The sequence below is a fragment of the Pseudohongiella spirulinae genome (assembly GCF_001444425.1).
Classification (GTDB): domain Bacteria; phylum Pseudomonadota; class Gammaproteobacteria; order Pseudomonadales; family Pseudohongiellaceae; genus Pseudohongiella; species Pseudohongiella spirulinae.
Map to the genome: position 1 here is coordinate 1,779,145 of NZ_CP013189.1, position 17,501 is coordinate 1,796,645.

General features: G+C 53.2%; 17 protein-coding genes and 2 tRNA genes. 2 read left to right on the forward strand and 17 right to left on the reverse strand.

Annotation, left to right across the window (positions count from 1 at the left end; translation table 11 throughout):
• Positions 1-19: 19 nt before the first annotated feature.
• The 10 genes from PS2015_RS08065 to uvrB form a co-directional block, all read right to left on the reverse strand.
• Positions 20-376, reverse strand: a complete 357-nt coding sequence (locus PS2015_RS08065) for a MerR family transcriptional regulator (RefSeq protein ID WP_058021723.1) — start codon at positions 374-376, stop codon at positions 20-22.
• Positions 360-665, reverse strand: a complete 306-nt coding sequence (gene ihfA / locus PS2015_RS08070; RefSeq protein ID WP_058021724.1) for an integration host factor subunit alpha — start codon at positions 663-665, stop codon at positions 360-362. The genes PS2015_RS08065 and ihfA overlap by 17 nt, the downstream gene beginning before the upstream one ends.
• 2 nt (positions 666-667) lie before the next feature.
• On the reverse strand, positions 668-3,052 hold the full coding sequence (gene pheT, locus PS2015_RS08075; protein WP_058021725.1) for a phenylalanine--tRNA ligase subunit beta: 2,385 nt from the start codon (positions 3,050-3,052) through the stop codon (positions 668-670).
• Positions 3,053-3,093: 41 nt separating this feature from the next.
• Positions 3,094-4,134: a phenylalanine--tRNA ligase subunit alpha gene (gene pheS, locus PS2015_RS08080; RefSeq protein ID WP_058021726.1), complete on the reverse strand. Its 1,041-nt coding sequence runs from the start codon at positions 4,132-4,134 to the stop codon at positions 3,094-3,096.
• 90 nt (positions 4,135-4,224) lie between these two features.
• Positions 4,225-4,581, reverse strand: a complete 357-nt coding sequence (gene rplT / locus PS2015_RS08085) for a 50S ribosomal protein L20 (RefSeq protein WP_058021727.1) — start codon at positions 4,579-4,581, stop codon at positions 4,225-4,227.
• 24 nt (positions 4,582-4,605) lie between these two features.
• On the reverse strand, positions 4,606-4,800 hold the full coding sequence (gene rpmI / locus PS2015_RS08090) for a 50S ribosomal protein L35 (protein WP_058023218.1): 195 nt from the start codon (positions 4,798-4,800) through the stop codon (positions 4,606-4,608).
• 69 nt (positions 4,801-4,869) lie between these two features.
• Positions 4,870-5,400 carry a translation initiation factor IF-3 gene (gene infC, locus PS2015_RS08095; protein ID WP_058021728.1) on the reverse strand — a complete coding sequence of 177 codons (531 nt, stop codon included), beginning with the start codon at positions 5,398-5,400 and terminating at the stop codon, positions 4,870-4,872.
• Between the two features lie 33 nt (positions 5,401-5,433).
• Positions 5,434-7,356, reverse strand: coding sequence for a threonine--tRNA ligase (thrS, locus tag PS2015_RS08100; protein ID WP_058021729.1), 1,923 nt, complete (start codon positions 7,354-7,356; stop codon positions 5,434-5,436).
• Between the two features lie 50 nt (positions 7,357-7,406).
• Positions 7,407-7,483, reverse strand: a tRNA-Val gene (locus PS2015_RS08105).
• A 113-nt stretch (positions 7,484-7,596) separates the two neighbouring features.
• Positions 7,597-9,630 (reverse strand): excinuclease ABC subunit UvrB, encoded by a 2,034-nt coding sequence (gene uvrB / locus PS2015_RS08110; protein WP_058021730.1) that lies wholly within the window; start codon positions 9,628-9,630, stop codon positions 7,597-7,599.
• A 126-nt stretch (positions 9,631-9,756) separates the two neighbouring features.
• Here uvrB and PS2015_RS08115 point away from each other — a divergent pair.
• Both PS2015_RS08115 and PS2015_RS08120 read left to right on the forward strand, forming a co-directional pair.
• A tRNA-Asn gene (locus PS2015_RS08115) sits at positions 9,757-9,831 on the forward strand.
• Positions 9,832-10,129: 298 nt separating this feature from the next.
• Positions 10,130-10,672 carry a peptidylprolyl isomerase gene (locus PS2015_RS08120; RefSeq protein WP_237113421.1) on the forward strand — a complete coding sequence of 181 codons (543 nt, stop codon included), beginning with the start codon at positions 10,130-10,132 and terminating at the stop codon, positions 10,670-10,672.
• A gap of 8 nt (positions 10,673-10,680) precedes the next feature.
• Here PS2015_RS08120 and PS2015_RS08125 read toward each other — a convergent pair whose 3' ends face one another.
• The 7 genes from PS2015_RS08125 to rpsA form a co-directional block, all read right to left on the reverse strand.
• Positions 10,681-12,657 (reverse strand): polysaccharide biosynthesis protein, encoded by a 1,977-nt coding sequence (locus PS2015_RS08125; RefSeq protein WP_058021731.1) that lies wholly within the window; start codon positions 12,655-12,657, stop codon positions 10,681-10,683.
• 3 nt (positions 12,658-12,660) lie between these two features.
• Positions 12,661-13,683: an MraY family glycosyltransferase gene (locus tag PS2015_RS08130; protein ID WP_058021732.1), complete on the reverse strand. Its 1,023-nt coding sequence runs from the start codon at positions 13,681-13,683 to the stop codon at positions 12,661-12,663.
• A gap of 83 nt (positions 13,684-13,766) precedes the next feature.
• Positions 13,767-14,114: a ComEA family DNA-binding protein gene (locus PS2015_RS08135; protein WP_058021733.1), complete on the reverse strand. Its 348-nt coding sequence runs from the start codon at positions 14,112-14,114 to the stop codon at positions 13,767-13,769.
• A 118-nt stretch (positions 14,115-14,232) separates the two neighbouring features.
• Positions 14,233-14,934, reverse strand: a complete 702-nt coding sequence (gene pyrF / locus PS2015_RS08140) for an orotidine-5'-phosphate decarboxylase (protein ID WP_058021734.1) — start codon at positions 14,932-14,934, stop codon at positions 14,233-14,235.
• A gap of 34 nt (positions 14,935-14,968) precedes the next feature.
• Complete coding sequence (locus tag PS2015_RS08145; protein ID WP_058021735.1) at positions 14,969-15,262, reverse strand: lipopolysaccharide assembly protein LapA domain-containing protein; 294 nt, start codon at positions 15,260-15,262, stop codon at positions 14,969-14,971.
• A 104-nt stretch (positions 15,263-15,366) separates the two neighbouring features.
• Complete coding sequence (gene ihfB, locus PS2015_RS08150; protein ID WP_058021736.1) at positions 15,367-15,657, reverse strand: integration host factor subunit beta; 291 nt, start codon at positions 15,655-15,657, stop codon at positions 15,367-15,369.
• An 18-nt stretch (positions 15,658-15,675) separates the two neighbouring features.
• Positions 15,676-17,352, reverse strand: coding sequence for a 30S ribosomal protein S1 (gene rpsA, locus PS2015_RS08155; protein WP_058021737.1), 1,677 nt, complete (start codon positions 17,350-17,352; stop codon positions 15,676-15,678).
• Positions 17,353-17,501: the final 149 nt, after the last annotated feature.

Here is a 17,501-nt window from a genome sequence, read left to right on the forward strand (position 1 = left end):
AGTCTCGCTAACAAAGTAATCAGAGCAGAGCGATAGCTTCCTCCAGCGCCCTGATCATCTCCCTGAGTTCGGCTTTTTCAACTGCAGCACCGGAGGGTTGGCTGTGCTGCCCGCTCATCTGCTGACGGGCACCGCCAATCGTGAAGCCCTGATCGTACAACAGGGATTTGATCTGACGGATCAGCAGGACATCTTCACGCTGATAATAGCGACGATTGCCTCGTCGCTTGACTGGCTTAAGCTGCGGGAACTCCTGTTCCCAATAACGCAGCACATGCGGCTTGACCGTGCACAACTCCCCCACCTCGCCAATGGTGAAGTAGCGTTTGGAAGGAATCGGTGGCAGATCCTGGGCCTGACTACTGGCTTCCGGCATATTTTTCTACCCGCGCCTTCAGCTTCTGGCCAGGACGGAATGTCACAACACGACGCGCCTTGATGGGGATCTCTTCACCGGTTTTTGGATTCCGGCCCGGACGCTGCTTTTTATCCCGCAGGTCAAAGTTGCCAAAACCAGAGAGTTTAACCTGCTCATTACTCTCCAGAGCAAGACGAATCTCCTCGAAAAAAAGCTCAACCAGCTCTTTGGCCTCGCGTTTGTTGACACCTAATTCGTCAAACAGACGTTCCGCCATTTCTGCTTTTGTCAGCGCCCCTTTCTCCATGCTCAATTCCTTAAACTTGCATTAAATTTGTCTTGCAGGCCTTTGACACAACGATCAATTATCACATTGATATCAGAGTCATCTAGAGTGCGCGAAGGATGTTGCCAGGTCAAGCCTATTGCAACACTTTTTTTATCATTATCAAGCTTATCGCCTTGATAAACATCAAATATTCGCATATCAATCAGATATTCCCCGGCCAGCTCGCGTAAACAGGCCTCAATCTCACCAACCGGCAACTGTCTATCAACTACCAGCGCCAGATCACGGCCAACCTCGGGATAACGCGACAAGGGCTCAAACGCCGGGACGGGCGCTCTGGAGACTGCCGCCAGATCCAGCTCGAACAGAAACACTTTGTCGTTCAGATCCAGCTGCCGCTGCAGGCGTGGATCAAGTGTACCCATATGCCCCACAAGCTGGCCGTCCAGAATGATCCGGGCACACTGGCCGGCGTGCAGGGCCGGATGATTGCCAGGTTCAAAACGGCAGCGCAACAGCGCACCACCGACCGACAATACGGCTTCCACATCACCTTTCAAATCGTAAAAATCCAGCGGCTCGCGAGCATGCGACCAGTCTTTCGGAAAGCGGCTGCCATACATCAGCCCAGCCAGCCGTTCCGGCTGCTTGATGGACTGCCCGTCATCCAGAAACACCTGCCCGGTTTCAAACAGACGCACGCGATGCTGTTGACGATTAACATTGCGCTGCAAGGTGGACAGCAGACCTGGCCAGAGACTGGTGCGCATGACCGCCATATCTGCAGAGATCGGATTCTGCAGAGCAACTGCAGCCGGTTCAGGCTGAATCAGCTGCTGCAGACCCGGTTCAACAAAACTGTAGGTAATAACTTGCTGGTAACCCGCCGCGACCAGCCGCTCACGCAGACGTGACAGCGGCACCTGCGTCTCGCTGGTCTCGGGAATACGCATGCGCATACCCGGACGAGTGACCGGCAGTCGCTCGTAGCCATACACCCGGGCAACCTCTTCAATCAGGTCAGCCTCGATGCTCAGGTCGAAGCGGAACGAGGGAATGTCAAAAATCAACTCGTTTTCGGAACGACTTACAAGAGTCACACCTAAGCCGTTAAGTATGTTGATTATTTCATCATCTTCAAGTGACATGCCCAATACTTTGGCCAACCTGTCAGGACGCAGACTGATCTCGCGGGCAGAAGGCACCTGACCGTTGTTGACTGTTACGGGACCCGGTTTGCCACCGGCAACGGAAATTAACAATTCAGTTGCGCGTTCGATTGCCAGAGTCTGCAGATTGTAATCAACACCGCGTTCGTAGCGATGTGAAGAATCAGTATGAAGACCATAGCGCCGGGCCCGCCCGGCAACTGCCAGCGCATCGAAACAGGCGCACTCCAGAAACACATGGCGGGTCTGTTCGCTGACACCGCTATGCTCGCCGCCCATGATTCCGGCCAGCGCCAGAGGGCCAGTGCTATCAGTGATCAGCAAGGTATCGGTATCCGGCTGCACAACCTTGCCGTCCAGCAATGTGATCTGCTCCTGACCGTCGGCCATACGGACCACAATGCCGTCCTGCAGACGCTCCAGATCAAAGGCATGCATGGGCTGCCCCAGTTCCAGCAGTACGTAGTTGGTGACATCCACCACCGGATCAATGCTGCGCAGGCCGCAGCGGCGAAGCTTTTCCTGCATCCAGAGCGGAGTAGTCGCACTGACATCCACATCACGAATGACTCGCCCAAGGTAACGAGTACAGGCGTCCGGCGCATCGATGCGAACCGGGAAGGTATCGTCAATCTGTGCCGGGACGTTACTGTTGATGATTTCCTTGAAGGGCTGATTATTCAGCGTAGCTATCTCCCGTGCCAGCCCGCGGATACTCAGGCAGTCACCTCGATTGGGCGTCAGATCCAGCTCGAAATAGATGTCATCGAGCTGCAGGTAATCCCGGACGTTCTCCCCCACAGGCGCATCGGCAGGCAGCGGCAGCAGACCATCGGAAGATTCAGCCATGCCCAGTTCCTCGGCAGAACACAGCATCCCGTGAGATTCGACACCACGCAGGCGCGCCTTTTTGATCGCGAAAGTCTTACCATCTTTGCCCGGCAACTGTGCGCCAATGGTGGCATAGGGAACACGCATGCCGGTCACCACATTAGGCGCACCACACACCACCTGGTGGATCTGGCTGCCATCATTAACCTGACAGACACGGAGCTTGTCAGCATCGGGGTGAGGCTGAACATCCTGTACCTCGGCAACAACAATACCGCTGAAGTCGGCAGCCACCGCCTCACTGGCATCGACTTCCAGGCCAGCCATTGTCAGCTGGTGTACCAGGGCATCGGGGTCCAATGGCAGATCCAGCCACTCGCGTATCCATTGTTTTGTGAAAATCATAATTATCAGCTCTTACAAACAGCTTTCTAAAAATCCTGCAATCAATTGAATTGCCGAAGAAATTTCAGGTCATTTTCGAAAAACAGCCGCAGATCATTGACGCCATATCGCAGCATCGCCAATCGCTCTACTCCCATGCCGAAGGCAAAACCCCGATAGCGCTCACTGTCGATACCGGACATTTCCAGCACTCGCGGATGTACCATGCCGCAACCCAGCACCTCCAGCCAACCGGTCTGTTTGCAAACACGGCAGCCCTTGCCTTCACACATCACACAGCTCATATCTACCTCAGCAGATGGCTCAGTGAAGGGAAAGTAAGATGGCCGGAAGCGCACAGCCAGATCAGCCTCAAAAAATGCCCGCAGGAACTCCTCAAGCGTCCCTTTCAGGTCAGAGAAACTGACATCTTCATCGATCAGCAGCCCCTCTACCTGATGGAACATGGGCGTGTGCGTGAGATCTGAGTCGCAGCGATACACACGGCCGGGACAGATCATACGAAAAGGCGGCTCACCCTGCTCCATGACTCTCACCTGAACCGGTGAAGTGTGAGTGCGCAGAACCCAGGACAAGCCAGCTCCGGCCGCTGCTGAGCCTTCCACATAAAACGTGTCATGCATGGCACGGGCCGGGTGATGGCCAGGAATGTTCAAGGCTTCAAAGTTATGGTAGTCGTCTTCGATCTCCGGACCTTCCGCAACGCTGTAGCCGGCCGACTGAAACAGTTGCTGAATACGCTCGATAGTCCGACTGACCGGGTGCAGACCGCCCTCGCTCTGACGACGACCGGGCAGTGTTACATCAACGGTCTCAGCCGCCAGTTGCTCCGCCAGCGCTTGCTCTACCAATATCTGGCGGCGCTCTTCAATAGCCTGCTGTACCTGTCGCTTGGCCTGATTAATGCGCTCGCCGGCGGCAGGTCGCTCATCGGCGGGCAATCCGCCAAGACCCTTCAACAATTCCGTCAGCCGCCCCTTTTTACCCAGGTAGTCCACCCGAAGCTGATCCAGGGCGCGTTCATCGGTACTGCCGTGCACAGCCTGCAGTGCCGTCTGTAAAAGCGTATCTGTTTCTGTCATGGATTATTCCGCTATGCCATGAATGTACAAAGCCGGCACGGGCACATTGATCCCGAACCGGCTCTGCAGGAAAATTACCGCGTTGTGGACTTATGCCAGGGCTGCTTTAGCCTGATTGACCAGTGCAGCAAACGCTGCCTTGTCATGCACAGCCAGATCGGCCATTACACGACGATCCACGGCAATATTAGCTTTCTTCAAGCCAGCAATCATCTGGCTGTAGGTCATTCCGTTCGCACGAGCCTGTGCGTTGATACGGGTAATCCACAGCGAGCGGAATACACGCTTTTTCGCACGACGGTCACGGTAGGCGTACTGGCCGGCTTTGATAACCGCCTGGAACGCTACGCGATAGACACGACTACGGGCACCATAATAACCCTTAGCCTGCTTCAGAATTTTTTTGTGACGGCGACGCGCCGTTACGCCACGTTTAACTCGGGCCATATCAGTCTCCTAAATCCGCTGGGGTTACACTTTACGCAGCATACGATCGATCAACGGCTTGTCGCAGGCAGATACCAGCGATGTGCCGCGCAGATGACGTTTGCGCTTGGTGGTCATTTTGGTCAGGATATGGCTCTTGTTGGCGCTTTTGCACTTCCAGCCAGAGGCTGTCTTTTTGAAGCGCTTGGAAGCACCGCTATGGGTCTTCATCTTGCTCATTACTGCAACTCCGCATTTATCAGCCATCACTGGCGATACAGGTTAAGATAAATAAAATCCTGAAACCGATCAGGATTTCTTCTTTTTCGTCGGCGCCAGAACCATAACGGCCTGACGACCTTCCATCTTGGGCTCTTGTTCAACCACACCGTATTCCTCAAGATCTTTGCGGATACGGTTCAGCAACTCCAATCCAAGATGCTGATGGGCCATTTCCCGGCCGCGGTACCGAAGTGATACCTTGGCCTTGTCCCCATCAGTCAGGAAACGTATCAGGTTGCGTAGTTTTACCTGATAATCTCCCTCTTCCGTCCCTGGTCGAAACTTTATTTCTTTCAGTTGAGTCTTACGCTGTTTCTTTTTACTGGCAGCCTTTTGCTTCTTGATATCGAAGATATGCTTGCCGTAGTCCATGATCTTGCAGACCGGAGGCTCTGCGTCCGGCGCGATCAACACCAGGTCCAGTTTAGCCTCCGCCGCTTCGGCGCGGGCCTCTTCTATGGTCACAATGCCTTTTTGCTCACCATCGGCGAGAACCAGACGCACTTCCGTGGCGTCGATATTTTCATTGATGACCGGTTTCCTGGAACTACTCTTCATATTTGACAGCGTCTTCTCTCCTGTAAAAATTCCTCATTCAGCGCCAGTGCGCCCGAACCGGGCAACAGCGGCAGCCATATGCTCGGCAAATGCCTCAATTGTCATGACTCCGAGGTCTTCACCTTCACGGGTACGCACAGCAATCCGGTTATTTTCCATCTCCCGATCGCCGACTACCAGCATAAATGGCACTTTCTGAATAGTGTGCTCGCGGATTTTAAAGCCGATCTTCTCATTTCTCAAGTCCGCACTGACACGAAAACCCTTTTCTGCCAGTATTTTACGTACTTTTTCACAATATTCAGCCTGTTTGTCGGTAATATTGAGAATCACGGCCTGCTCGGGCGCCAGCCACACTGGCAGCGCGCCGGCGTAATGTTCGATCAATACACCAATGAATCGTTCAAACGAACCGAGAATGGCCCGGTGCAACATGACTGGCACTTTTCGGCTGCCATCTTCCGCCACGTACTGCGCACCCAAACGATCCGGCATTGAGAAATCCACCTGAATCGTGCCGCACTGCTGCACCCGACCCATACAGTCTTTTAATGAAAACTCAATCTTGGGACCATAAAAAGCACCCTCACCCGGCAACAGCTCCCACTTGAGACCACTGTTATCCAGCGCCTGGCGCAGAGCCTCCTCCGCCCGATCCCAGATCTCGTCACTGCCAACGCGCTTTTCCGGGCGTGTAGAAAGACGCAAAATGATGTCGTCGAACCCAAAATCGCGATACACACCAAACAGCAGCTCCATAAAGGCCGCCACTTCGCTCTGGATATCATCTTCAGCACAGAAAATATGCGCGTCGTCCTGGGTAAAACTGCGCACACGCATCAAACCGTGCATGGAGCCTGACGGCTCGAAACGATGGCAGGAACCAAATTCCGCCAAACGTAAAGGCAGGTCACGGTAACTTTTCAGACCCTGATTAAACACCTGCACATGGCAGGGGCAATTCATGGGTTTGATGGCATACATGCGGGTTTCCGACTCAACACTGAACATTTCGTCGGCAAACTTATCCGCATGGCCTGACTTCTCCCACAGAGTATAGTCAACCAGCTGCGGCGTGCGGATTTCCTGATAACCGTGTTCATTCTGCAGCTTCTGCATGTAGTGCTGGATTTCCTGGTAAATGGTCCAGCCTTTCGGATGCCAGAACACCATGCCCGGTGCTTCTTCCTGAAAGTGGAACAGGTCCAGCTTTTTGCCAATCTTGCGGTGGTCGCGTTTCTGCTGCTCTTCCAGGCGAAACAGATAATCAGCCAGCTGCTTTTTATCCGGCCAGGCAGTGCCATAAATGCGCTGCAGCATTTCATTATTGGAATCGCCGCGCCAGTAGGCACCCGCTACTGATGTCAGTTTGAAGGCTTTGAACTTGCCGGTGTTGGGCACATGCGGCCCACGACACAAGTCAATAAAATCGCCCTGACGATAAAAAGACAGCTCTTCATCACCCGGGATATCCCTGATGATCTGGACCTTGTACTTTTCGCCCATCTCCTCAAACATGGCGATTGCGTCGTCACGGCTCATGACCTCGCGGCTGACCGGAAGGTTCTCCTTGACGATGTCTGACATGGCTTTTTCGATTTGTTCCAGATCTTCAGGCGTAAAGGCACGCTCAAAGGCGAAATCGTAGAAAAAGCCGTCTTCGATGACCGGCCCGATAGTAACCTGCGCCTCGGGAAACAATCGCTGAACCGCCTGTGCCATCAAATGCGCACACGAGTGTCGAATGATCTCCAGACCTTCATCATCACGATCAGTCACAATGGCAAGGTCTGTATCCACATCAATGCGGTAAGAGGTATCTACCAGCGAACCGTTGACCCGGCCGGCAAGCGCGGCCTTGGCCAGGCCGGCACCAATGGATTCAGCCACCTGGGCTACTGTCACAGCCTGATCGAAGCTGCGCTGACTACCGTCGGGAAGAGTAATTACTGGCATAGGAAAGAAAGTTTCAGAGTCCGGTTTACGATGTGGCACCCGCAGAGGAGTGGTAGGCACGACCAGATTCGAACTGGTGACCTCTACCATGTCAAGGTAGCGCTCTAACCAACTGAGCTACGCGCCTGCTGCTGCAACAGCTTTTGCCATTGCTTTACTACTAACGCCTTTCCATCCCGGCGCGGGGCCTCTCCATTCTGGCGCGGGGGGCCGCCAAAGGAGTGCGATTATAGGGGCCTTTTACCCAGCCTGCAACAGCTGTTTCTTCAACAGATGCACCTGATCGCGCAGCACGGCGGCTTCCTCGAACTCCAGATTACGGGCAAGCTCCAGCATGCGAGCCTCAAGACGGGTGATTTCAGCGGCAATGTGTTTGGGATCTGACAATATGGGCGCGCCAGTGCCATAGCTGGCAATCTTCTCCGCCACCGCTTTGCCACGCTTGCGCTGGCGTGTCGAGCCATCTCCAGCGGAGTAAGCGCCTTCCATGACGTCCATAATGGTTTTGCTGACCCCGGCCGGCGTAATGTTATGCGCTTCATTAAATGCAATCTGTGTCTCGCGCCGCCTCTCCGACTCGTCAATCGCTCGTTGCATGGAACCGGTTATGCGATCTGCATAAAGAATGGCACGTCCATGCACATTGCGCGCAGCTCGCCCCATGGTCTGGATCAGTGAACGGTCAGAACGCAGGAAACCCTCCTTGTCGGCATCAAGAATGGCCACCAGTGACACTTCAGGAATGTCCAGACCTTCCCGCAACAGGTTAATACCTACCAGCACATCAAAATTCCCCAGCCGCAGATCACGAATGATTTCCGATCGCTCCACCGTATCGATATCCGAATGCAGGTAGCGTACCCGTACGTCATGATCCATCAGATAATCCGTCAGATCTTCGGCCATGCGCTTGGTGAGCACAGTCACCAGAACCCGCTCCTGCCTGGCCACCACCAACCTGATTTCTGACAACAGATCGTCCACCTGCGTGCCAGCCGGTCGAATATCTACAGCCGGATCAACCAGACCAGTGGGGCGTACCACCTGCCGCACAACCTGACCCGAACGACTCTCTTCATAGGGCCCGGGAGTTGCCGACACAAAAATCAATTGTGAGGTCAGTGCCTCCCATTCCTCAAAGCGCAGCGGCCGATTATCCAGGGCAGATGGCAGTCGAAAGCCATACTGAACCAGGGTTTCTTTACGTGAACGATCTCCTTTATACATAGCACCGATTTGCGGTACGGAGACATGTGATTCATCAACAATAACCAGAGCATCCGGAGGCAGATAATCAAACAGCGTGGGTGGCGGCTGGCCCGGATCGCGACCAGACAGGTACCTGGAGTAATTTTCTATGCCAGTGCAATAGCCCAGTTCGCTCATCATCTCCAGATCAAAGCGGGTGCGCTGGGACAATCGCTGGGCTTCAATCAGTTGATGATTGCTTTCAAGCTGTGTAACCCGTTCATTAAGCTCCAGCTTGATCAATTCCAGCGCGTCCATGACTTTCTCGCGCGGCGTCACGTAGTGTGATTTGGGAAATATTGTGAGACGCGGCACTTTGCGGATCACTTCTCCGGTAAGCGGATCAAAAAAAGACAGACCCTCAATCTCATCATCGAACAACTCTACACGAATGGCATGCTCATCAGAATCGGCCGGATAAATATCGATCACATCGCCACGAACACGATAAGTGGCTCGCTGCAGATCCATGTCATTGCGGGTGTACTGCATATCTGCCAGTCGGCGCAGAATGTATCGCTGATCAACCCGATCACCCCGATCCAGATGCAGCACCATTTGCAGATATGAGCCGGGATCTCCCAGACCGTAGATGGCCGATACCGTTGCCACCACGATGACATCGCGTCGCTCAAGCAGGGCCTTGGTAGCCGACAAACGCATCTGCTCGATGTGCTCGTTTATAGACGCGTCCTTTTCAATATAGGTATCGGACGAAGGGACATAGGCCTCAGGCTGGTAGTAGTCGTAATAAGAAACAAAATACTCAACAGCATTGTCCGGAAAGAATTCTGAAAACTCGCCATAGAGCTGTGCAGCCAATGTCTTGTTGGGTGCCATGACCAGCGCAGGACGTTGCGTACTGGCAATCACGTTGGCAATGGTGAAAGTCTTTCCTGACCCGGTTACACCCAGCAGAGTCTGAGCGTGCAAACCCTCTTCCAGCCCTTCAATCAAACAGCGGATGGCATCTGGTTGATCACCGGCCGGCTGGAAACGGGACCTCATTGTAAATGGTATGCTCATGCTGTAAGTATACACAGCTGCATCAGGGCTCAGCCAGCAACAAAAACTTTATAAACAAAGGTTGACCATTAAAAAAAATGTCATTAGTATACGCGTCCTGTTGAGGCCACACATGGCCGTCTTCACTGCCCAATAGCTCAATGGTAGAGTAGGTGACTGTTAATCACTTGGTTCCTGGTTCGAGTCCAGGTTGGGCAGCCAAATTCCTCCCTCATCACCAGTAAAGCCCCTCTTTTCCTGACACCGCCTGACTGATCCGGTTTTTTCTCATTGATTTGTGTCCGCTGTTGCCGTTCACGTTAAACGAATTCTGTGGTTATAATCGGCGTCTCGATCCAACCAAGACTTTAACCGGGATAACACTATGACTGCACTCAACTACAAACGTCTGTTTATGGCCCTGCTGTTTGGCAGCATGCTGACCTTAGGCGCCTGCTCAGGCGAAGACACCAATCCGCAAACACAGTTGACAGACACTGCGCAGGAAGCACCTGCGGAAATGCAAAGTGCGACCGGTGACGATGCCATGCCTGCAAGCAGCGACAATCCCGTGGTGGTCATGGAAACCAGCATGGGCATCATCGAAATTGAACTTTGGCCCGAAGAAGCACCTTTATCTGTAGAAAACTTTTTGCGCTATGTTGATAACAGCCTGTATGACAACCTGACCTTTCATCGGGTTATCCCCGGTTTTATGATACAGGGCGGCGGTTACGACAGCGATTTTGTAGAGCTGTCCGGATACCCGGCCATCAAGAACGAAGCCCGTCCGGCCCTGAGAAATGACCGGGGCACCATCGCGATGGCTCGCACACAGGTCGTTGACAGTGCCACCAGTCAGTTTTTTATTAATCTTGTCGACAACGAATTCCTGAATCAACGCGGTACCTCTCCCCAGGAGTTCGGTTACGCGGTATTCGGGGAAGTTATAAGTGGTATGGACGTAGTGGATCAGATTGCCGGTGTACAGACCACCAGTAGACGCGGCCATCAGGATGTGCCCGTTGAAGCGGTTACTATCGTTTCCGCCACACGTAGATAAACCGGATATCAGGAGCGCTTGTGCAGCGGTGTCACTTTGGCAGATTTGACTTTTGCAGTCACCGTGCCTGACACCGCTGGCAGCTCCACAACCTGATCAGGCACCGTCCATAAGGGGTCATCCTTCAGCGATATTGGCTCAAAGCCATCAACTGCCTCAATCAGCAGTTCTCTGATACGCAAAAGGTCCAGGTTTTGACAGGCTTGATGCAGCTCATCCAGCATGGGCTGCAGATGTTCCCAGGGCAGAAATCCTTCCTCGGCACGCATTATTTTTGGATGGTCTGTCCCAGTTACCGATTCCCCAATCAGCAACTCTTCGAACAGTTTTTCACCCGGTCGCAAACCAGAATACTCAATGGCGATGTCGCCCCTGTGAGCATTTTCGTCTTTCACATCGTAACCCATCAGGTGGATCATTTTACGTGCCAGATCAACAATGCGGATTGGATCATGCATATCCAGCACAAACACCTCCCCGCCACTGGCCATTGATCCGGCCTGAATAACCAGTTGTGCCGCTTCCTCAACTGTCATGAAATAGCGGGTTACTTCCGGGTGCGTAACCGTAACCGGCCCGCCCTCTGCTATCTGCCGCCTGAACAGGGGCACTACTGACCCGGACGAACCCAGTACATTGCCAAAGCGCACCATGCTGAAGCAGGTATTACTCTGAGTCGCAGCCAGTGCCTGCAGTATTTGCTCTGCAAAACGTTTAGTTGCCCCCATAACATTTGTCGGACGCACGGCCTTGTCAGTTGAAATCAATACGAAGTCACGAACCGCCGCAGCCTGAGCCGCCTGCGCTGCCACCACCGTGCCAAAGATATTATTGTAGACGCCCTCCACAACATTTTTCTCAACCATGGGAACTTGCTTATAAGCCGCCACATGATAGACCGTCTCAATACTGAATCGATTGATTACCGCATCCATCAGGGACCGGTTGCATACATTGCCCAGCATCGCCACGATTTCGGTGTCGGCGCTTGAATCGCGCATGCCCTGAAGCTCCAGCTCAAGGTCATAAAGACCAAACTCAAAGCTGTCCAGCAGTATCAGCCGTTGTGGTCTAAGAGCAATAATCTGGCGGCACAACTCAGACCCGATGGAACCGGCTGCCCCGGTTACCATCACCGAGCGACCGCTGATACAGGCACCCATCAGCTCCGGGTCCGGCGGCACAATGTCTCGCCCCAGCAGATCCTCAATATCGATGTCGCGCACCTGGTCGACGTGCAATCTTCCCGAACGCATGTCGAAAAGCTCCGGGACGGTTTTGACGTGCACAGGCAGGTGCTCCAGCCTGTTAAGAATCGATTTGCGGGTCGCGTGGGTCACGGAAGGCATGGCCAGCAGAACCTGCCGCACAGAAAAATTATTGATCAGATCAGGTAAAGATGCCGGACTATATACCCGCACCCCATTCACAATGCTGCCAATGATATGGCGGCTGTCATCTACAAAGGCCACCGGCAGGTATTGATTACCGTTCAGCAAGGCCGCCACCAACTGCATCCCGGAACTACCGGCACCGTAAATTATCACCGGCTCTTTGGGGCGAAAATTCTGAATCAGACTTTGCAGGGCCAGCTTGGCGATAAATCGACTACCACCGACAAACAGCAGAGCGATCATCCAGAATATGGGGACAATCGCATTATTGGGCGAAGGCGGATCAAGTATCAGGTAGTAAACTGCGCCAAACAGCAGGGCTGCAATCGCAACACCCTGAACAACAATGAAGCCGGACTGTAACCCCATGTAAAGCAGCAAGGCCCGGTAAAGACCAATCCGGTAAAAAGCCGCGACACTGATCACAGCGGCCAAAGCGAAATAAACCACGGCCTGGTCAGTCGGCATCTCAAGCCTGATACCCAGCATGTTAAACGCCAGCCAGGCCGCAAGTGCGAGCATCAGCGCATCTGCCACCATCAGCAGCGCCTGCTTGACATTCCGCGAAATCGGTACTGTATACAGATTCATTAACTATCCTTGCTTTCCCGCACCAAGCGCAGCGGCCAGAGCCATTAACGGTACTATACCAGAGAATGCCAGCACCACCCCATATTCGGGGTATGTTAACGCGAGCCAGGCAAATGGTAATGACCAACAAAGATTCACGGTTGTAAAAGCAGCCGTAACCTTCCAGTGATTTCCCCACCGCCTGGCCAGTCGCTGGTAGGTATGTGAGCTGTGGCCTTCCGTTACAGAGACTCCGGCCAGGGCACGTCTCAATAAGGTATAGGTGGTGTCGGCAATAAATGTCGCCATCAGCAGTACCCAGACCCAGACTGACAACACACCTGAGTAGTGCGTCATTAAACCCAGCACGCCTAGTATGAACCCAAGATAGGTACTACCGACATCACCCATAAATAGACGCGCCGGAGGAATATTCCACACCATAAATCCGAGGGTGGCTGCCACCAGAGCGGCACAAACCCACATCAGCGGATCAGCCAGAGACCACAGCATTAAACCGACCGCGCCACACACGAATACGCATTGAGCTACAGCCAGGGTATCAATGCCATCCATGAAGTTGTAAAGATTCAATAACCAGACCAGTGCAACGATCAGAATCAGCATTTGTAACCAGTCGGGCATGCTTAACCAGCCACTGAAAAACGGCTCTGGCACCGGACCCAATAACAGTAAGACCAGTGCTGCGTTCAGCAGGTGCAGGGGCAGACGTATTCGAACCGGTAAGGCATGCAGATCATCCAGAAATCCGATCAGGGCAACCGGGGATGCACACATCAATATCAACCACTGCCAGACGCTGAGTGTGCCATTCAGGGTAAACAGTGACAGCATCAGGAACAGACTGATAGCAATGGCAATGCCGCCACCTCTTGGTGTGGCATGGCTGTGAGCGCTGCGCGCAACCGGCACATCCAGAAGCCGGTGACGGGCAAACCTGACAAGCAGCGCACAAACGCCGGTACTTAGCAAAAACCCTGTCAGCAGTATCAATCCGGCTGGCTCCGGGCCGGTAAGATCCGTCATAAATCATCCATAAGAAAAGGGGCGCAAGGCCCCTATTCTAACTTACTTGCACTGCAGTTCGGCATCAGTGTCTGTGATTCCTGTCACTCCGACTCGTCTTTCACGAGAATTTTGTGCCGATTACGCTCCAGAGTTGCCTTGCCTATTCCGCGAACCCGCTCCAGTTCATCTACAGTTTTAAAATGACCATGTTCCTCGCGATAGGCAATGATGTCCAGCGCACGCGTCATACCAACGCCATCGAGTGCCAGGGCCAACATATCAGCATTGGCCGTATTGATGTTGACCTGCTCCTCCATGACGGCAGCCACTTCTGGCTGATCGTCGTCTGCTATTGCGAAAGGTACTGACAGCGTGGCCGAAATGGCCAATGCGGAAGCGATCAATGTTGAACGAGCAAACCGACCCATTTTCGAATCAGATTTCAGCATGGGAAACTCCTTTTCCTCTAAATTGAACTTGCTTGAGAACCATTAAACATTCAGCACGACAGCACCCATCGGCAATTATGCGTCGGTTCGTGCTGACTGTTTACTAGCACAGCCTATTTCAGTTTGCCAAAATTTCTGCCTGAATCTCGCTCAATTTGAGATGCGGATCACGAGCCCGTGTGATCGGCCGCCCGATCACCAGATAATTGCTGCCAGACTGGACCGCGTCTGCCGGCGTTACAATGCGCTTCTGATCATCGGCATTAGCCCCCGTCGGCCGGATACCGGGCGTCACCAACAGAAAGTTTTCGCTCAAAAGTTTACGCAATGACACCGCTTCGGCAGCCGAACAGACCACACCATCCATACCGTTGCCCTGGGCTAACGAAGCCAGGCGCTGCACCTGCTCTTCGACACTGCGTTCGATGCCCTGCACAGCCAGATCGCTGGACTCCAGGCTGGTCAAGACCGTGACAGCAACAAGCAGCGGGGGGTGATCCATGCCCTGCACGGCATCCCGCGCCGCCTGCAACATGGCAGCACCGCCTGATGCATGCAGGGTCAGCATCCAGACACCAAGCTCAGCCGCAGCGCGCACGGCCTTGTTAACAGTATTGGGAATATCATGAAACTTGAGGTCGAGAAAGATCTCAAATCCCAGCGCCTGAATTTCACGCACCAGATCGGGCCCAAAGCGAGTAAACAACTCCTTACCGACTTTGACACGGCATTGAGAAGGATCAAGTTCACGGACAAGATCCAATGCCTGCTGTCTTTCTTCAAAATCCAGGGCGACGATTATACAGTTGCTGTCCTTCACAGTCGGTTCTCCTTGTTACTCAATTTTTCATTTATCAAATTTCCCGTTCCGCGGGCGGAAAACGGGGACGACTGGCCAGCTCTTTCTCCAGTCGGCGTATCCTCAGGCGCAGTCTGACATCACGCACCACCCCTGCTCCCAGGACCAGACCACATAATCCACCCAGGCAGAAGGCAGCGATGACCCATACGGCCAATGGTCGATCTGCAAAACTGACAATGCCAAAGGACAGCGGAACCGGAACTGTATTCCACAAGCTGAAACCAGCGCTCAGCAACACTATCAGCAAGAGCAGCAATATCGTAAGCCAGCGTTTTAATCCTTGCATAAGCGCGCACTCCCAAAAAAAAACGGCGAAATTCTTTCGAATCCGCCGCTTTATTCTAACTCAGAGATTGGCATCGGGGCTCGCCCCCGGGCCACATCAGGCTGTTACTGCTGCATCGTGCTGTTGACACGATCGCGTAGCTCCTTGCCTGGCTTGAAATGCGGAACATACTTTCCACTCAGGCTGACCGGGGTGCCGGTCTTCGGGTTGCGCCCGATTCTCGGCACCCGGTAGTGCAGTGAAAAGCTGCCAAAACCCCGGATTTCAATGCGACCACCATCAGACAAAGCCTCTGACATGTACTCGATAATCGCTTTTACCGCAAATTCACAGTCTTTAGCTGAAAGCTGTGCCTGTTTTGCTGCAATTCTCTCGATAAGTTCTGACTTTGTCATAACAGATCCCTGATGGTGTTATTTCTTTTCCATTTCCGCTTTGATCAGATCACCAATCGTGGTCGGACCGGCTGCCGGTGCTTCCTGATTCTTGTGATCCTGGATCGCTGCTTTCTCATCGTCAATCTCGATCGCCTTGACCGATAAACCCAGTACGCGGTTCTTGCGATCAACACTGACCACCTTCACATCAAGCTGGTCGCCAACATTAAGCACATTGCGGGCATCTTCCACTTTATCACGGCTGATTTCAGACGCGCGCAGTGAACCGATCACACCGTTGCCGAGATCGACTGTTGCAGACTTGGCTTCAACTTCTGTGACGGTACCTTTAACGATGCTGCCTTTCTCGAATTCACCAACGTAGTTGGCAAACGGATCTTCGGACAGCTGCTTGATGCCCAGAGAAATGCGCTCACGCTCCGGGTCGATGGACAGAATGACTGTCTCGATTTCATCACCCTTTTTGTACTCGCGTACCGCATCTTCACCGCTTTCATCCCAGGAGATGTCAGACAGGTGAACCAGACCATCGATGTTGCCTTCCAGACCGATAAAGATACCGAAGTCAGTGATGGACTTGATGCTGCCGGAGATCTTGTCGCCCTTATTGTACTGCTCAGCGAAACGATCCCACGGATTCTGGTAGCACTGCTTGATGCCCAGAGAAATACGACGACGCTCTTCGTCGATATCCAGGATCATCACGTCTACTTCGTCACCCAGCTGCACGATCTTGGACGGATGCACATTCTTGTTGGTCCAATCCATTTCAGAGACGTGAACCAGACCTTCAACACCTTCTTCCAGCTCAGCAAAGCAGCCGTAGTCGGTCAGATTGGTCACACGCGCCTTGACGACAGTGTTTTCCGGATAACGTGACTTGATTTCCACCCACGGATCTTCGCCCAGCTGCTTCAGACCCAGAGATACACGGTTACGCTCGCGGTCGTACTTCAGTACCTTGACCTTGATCTCATCACCCACGTTAACGATTTCGCTCGGATGCTTGATGCGCTTCCAGGACATGTCAGTGATGTGCAGCAGGCCGTCAACACCACCCAGATCCACGAATGCACCGTAGTCAGTCAGGTTCTTGACGATACCCTTGATAACCAGACCTTCCTGCAACGTAGCCAGCAGCTCATCACGCTCCTCAGAGCTGACCGCTTCCAGTACGGCACGACGCGACACAACTACATTGTTGCGCTTCTGGTCCAGTTTGATCAGTTTGAATTCCAGCAGCTGGCCTTCCAGGTGCGCTGTGTCACGGATCGGACGAATATCAACCAGTGATCCGGGCAGGAAGGCACGGATATTGTTGAGGTCAACCGTGAAGCCACCCTTGACCTTGCCATTGATGATACCTTTGACGATTTCGTTCTTCTCGAAAGCCGCTTCCAGTTCCATCCAGGACTCAGCCCGCTTGGCCTTCTCTCTGGACAGGCGCGTCTCACCAAACCCGTCTTCAACGGCTTCCAGTGCAACTTTGACCGTGTCACCCACATTCAGGGTAAATTCGCCATCTTCATCCAGGAACTGGCTCTTGGGGATAACCCCTTCGGACTTCAGTCCGGCGTGGACTGTTACCCAGTCAGCATCGATGTTCACGATAGTGCCGGTCACGATGGCACCGGGGGTCATATCAACATCAATCAGACTCTGTTCAAATAATTCAGCGAAACTTTCACTCATGTTAAATCCTGTTAATTAATCTCACCGCGGGATCATCAGATAACGATGTCAACGCAGCTTCTATTCAACCGTGCACCAGCACACACGGGCCAATGGTTAAAAGCCGGACCGGGGACAGTGCTGGAATCCCTGATCAGGCTGCTCTTAAA

What these genes read in the sequence shown, in the direction of transcription:
- rplT (WP_058021727.1), bottom strand. Translation starts at nt 4,581, where the DNA reads ATGGCCCGAGTTAAACGTGGCGTAACGGCGCGTCGCCGTCACAAAAAA.
- ihfA (WP_058021724.1), bottom strand. Translation starts at nt 665, where the DNA reads ATGGAGAAAGGGGCGCTGACAAAAGCAGAAATGGCGGAACGTCTGTTT.
- PS2015_RS08145 (WP_058021735.1), bottom strand. Translation starts at nt 15,262, where the DNA reads ATGCAAGGATTAAAACGCTGGCTTACGATATTGCTGCTCTTGCTGATA.
- PS2015_RS08065 (WP_058021723.1), bottom strand. Translation starts at nt 376, where the DNA reads ATGCCGGAAGCCAGTAGTCAGGCCCAGGATCTGCCACCGATTCCTTCC.
- rpsA (WP_058021737.1), bottom strand. Translation starts at nt 17,352, where the DNA reads ATGAGTGAAAGTTTCGCTGAATTATTTGAACAGAGTCTGATTGATGTT.
- PS2015_RS08125 (WP_058021731.1), bottom strand. Translation starts at nt 12,657, where the DNA reads ATGAATCTGTATACAGTACCGATTTCGCGGAATGTCAAGCAGGCGCTG.
- rpmI (WP_058023218.1), bottom strand. Translation starts at nt 4,800, where the DNA reads ATGAGCAAGATGAAGACCCATAGCGGTGCTTCCAAGCGCTTCAAAAAG.
- PS2015_RS08135 (WP_058021733.1), bottom strand. Translation starts at nt 14,114, where the DNA reads ATGCTGAAATCTGATTCGAAAATGGGTCGGTTTGCTCGTTCAACATTG.
- ihfB (WP_058021736.1), bottom strand. Translation starts at nt 15,657, where the DNA reads ATGACAAAGTCAGAACTTATCGAGAGAATTGCAGCAAAACAGGCACAG.
- pheT (WP_058021725.1), bottom strand. Translation starts at nt 3,052, where the DNA reads ATGATTTTCACAAAACAATGGATACGCGAGTGGCTGGATCTGCCATTG.
- thrS (WP_058021729.1), bottom strand. Translation starts at nt 7,356, where the DNA reads ATGCCAGTAATTACTCTTCCCGACGGTAGTCAGCGCAGCTTCGATCAG.
- uvrB (WP_058021730.1), bottom strand. Translation starts at nt 9,630, where the DNA reads ATGAGCATACCATTTACAATGAGGTCCCGTTTCCAGCCGGCCGGTGAT.
- infC (WP_058021728.1), bottom strand. Translation starts at nt 5,400, where the DNA reads ATGAAGAGTAGTTCCAGGAAACCGGTCATCAATGAAAATATCGACGCC.
- PS2015_RS08130 (WP_058021732.1), bottom strand. Translation starts at nt 13,683, where the DNA reads ATGACGGATCTTACCGGCCCGGAGCCAGCCGGATTGATACTGCTGACA.
- PS2015_RS08120 (WP_237113421.1), top strand. Translation starts at nt 10,130, where the DNA reads ATGCAAAGTGCGACCGGTGACGATGCCATGCCTGCAAGCAGCGACAAT.
- pheS (WP_058021726.1), bottom strand. Translation starts at nt 4,134, where the DNA reads ATGACAGAAACAGATACGCTTTTACAGACGGCACTGCAGGCTGTGCAC.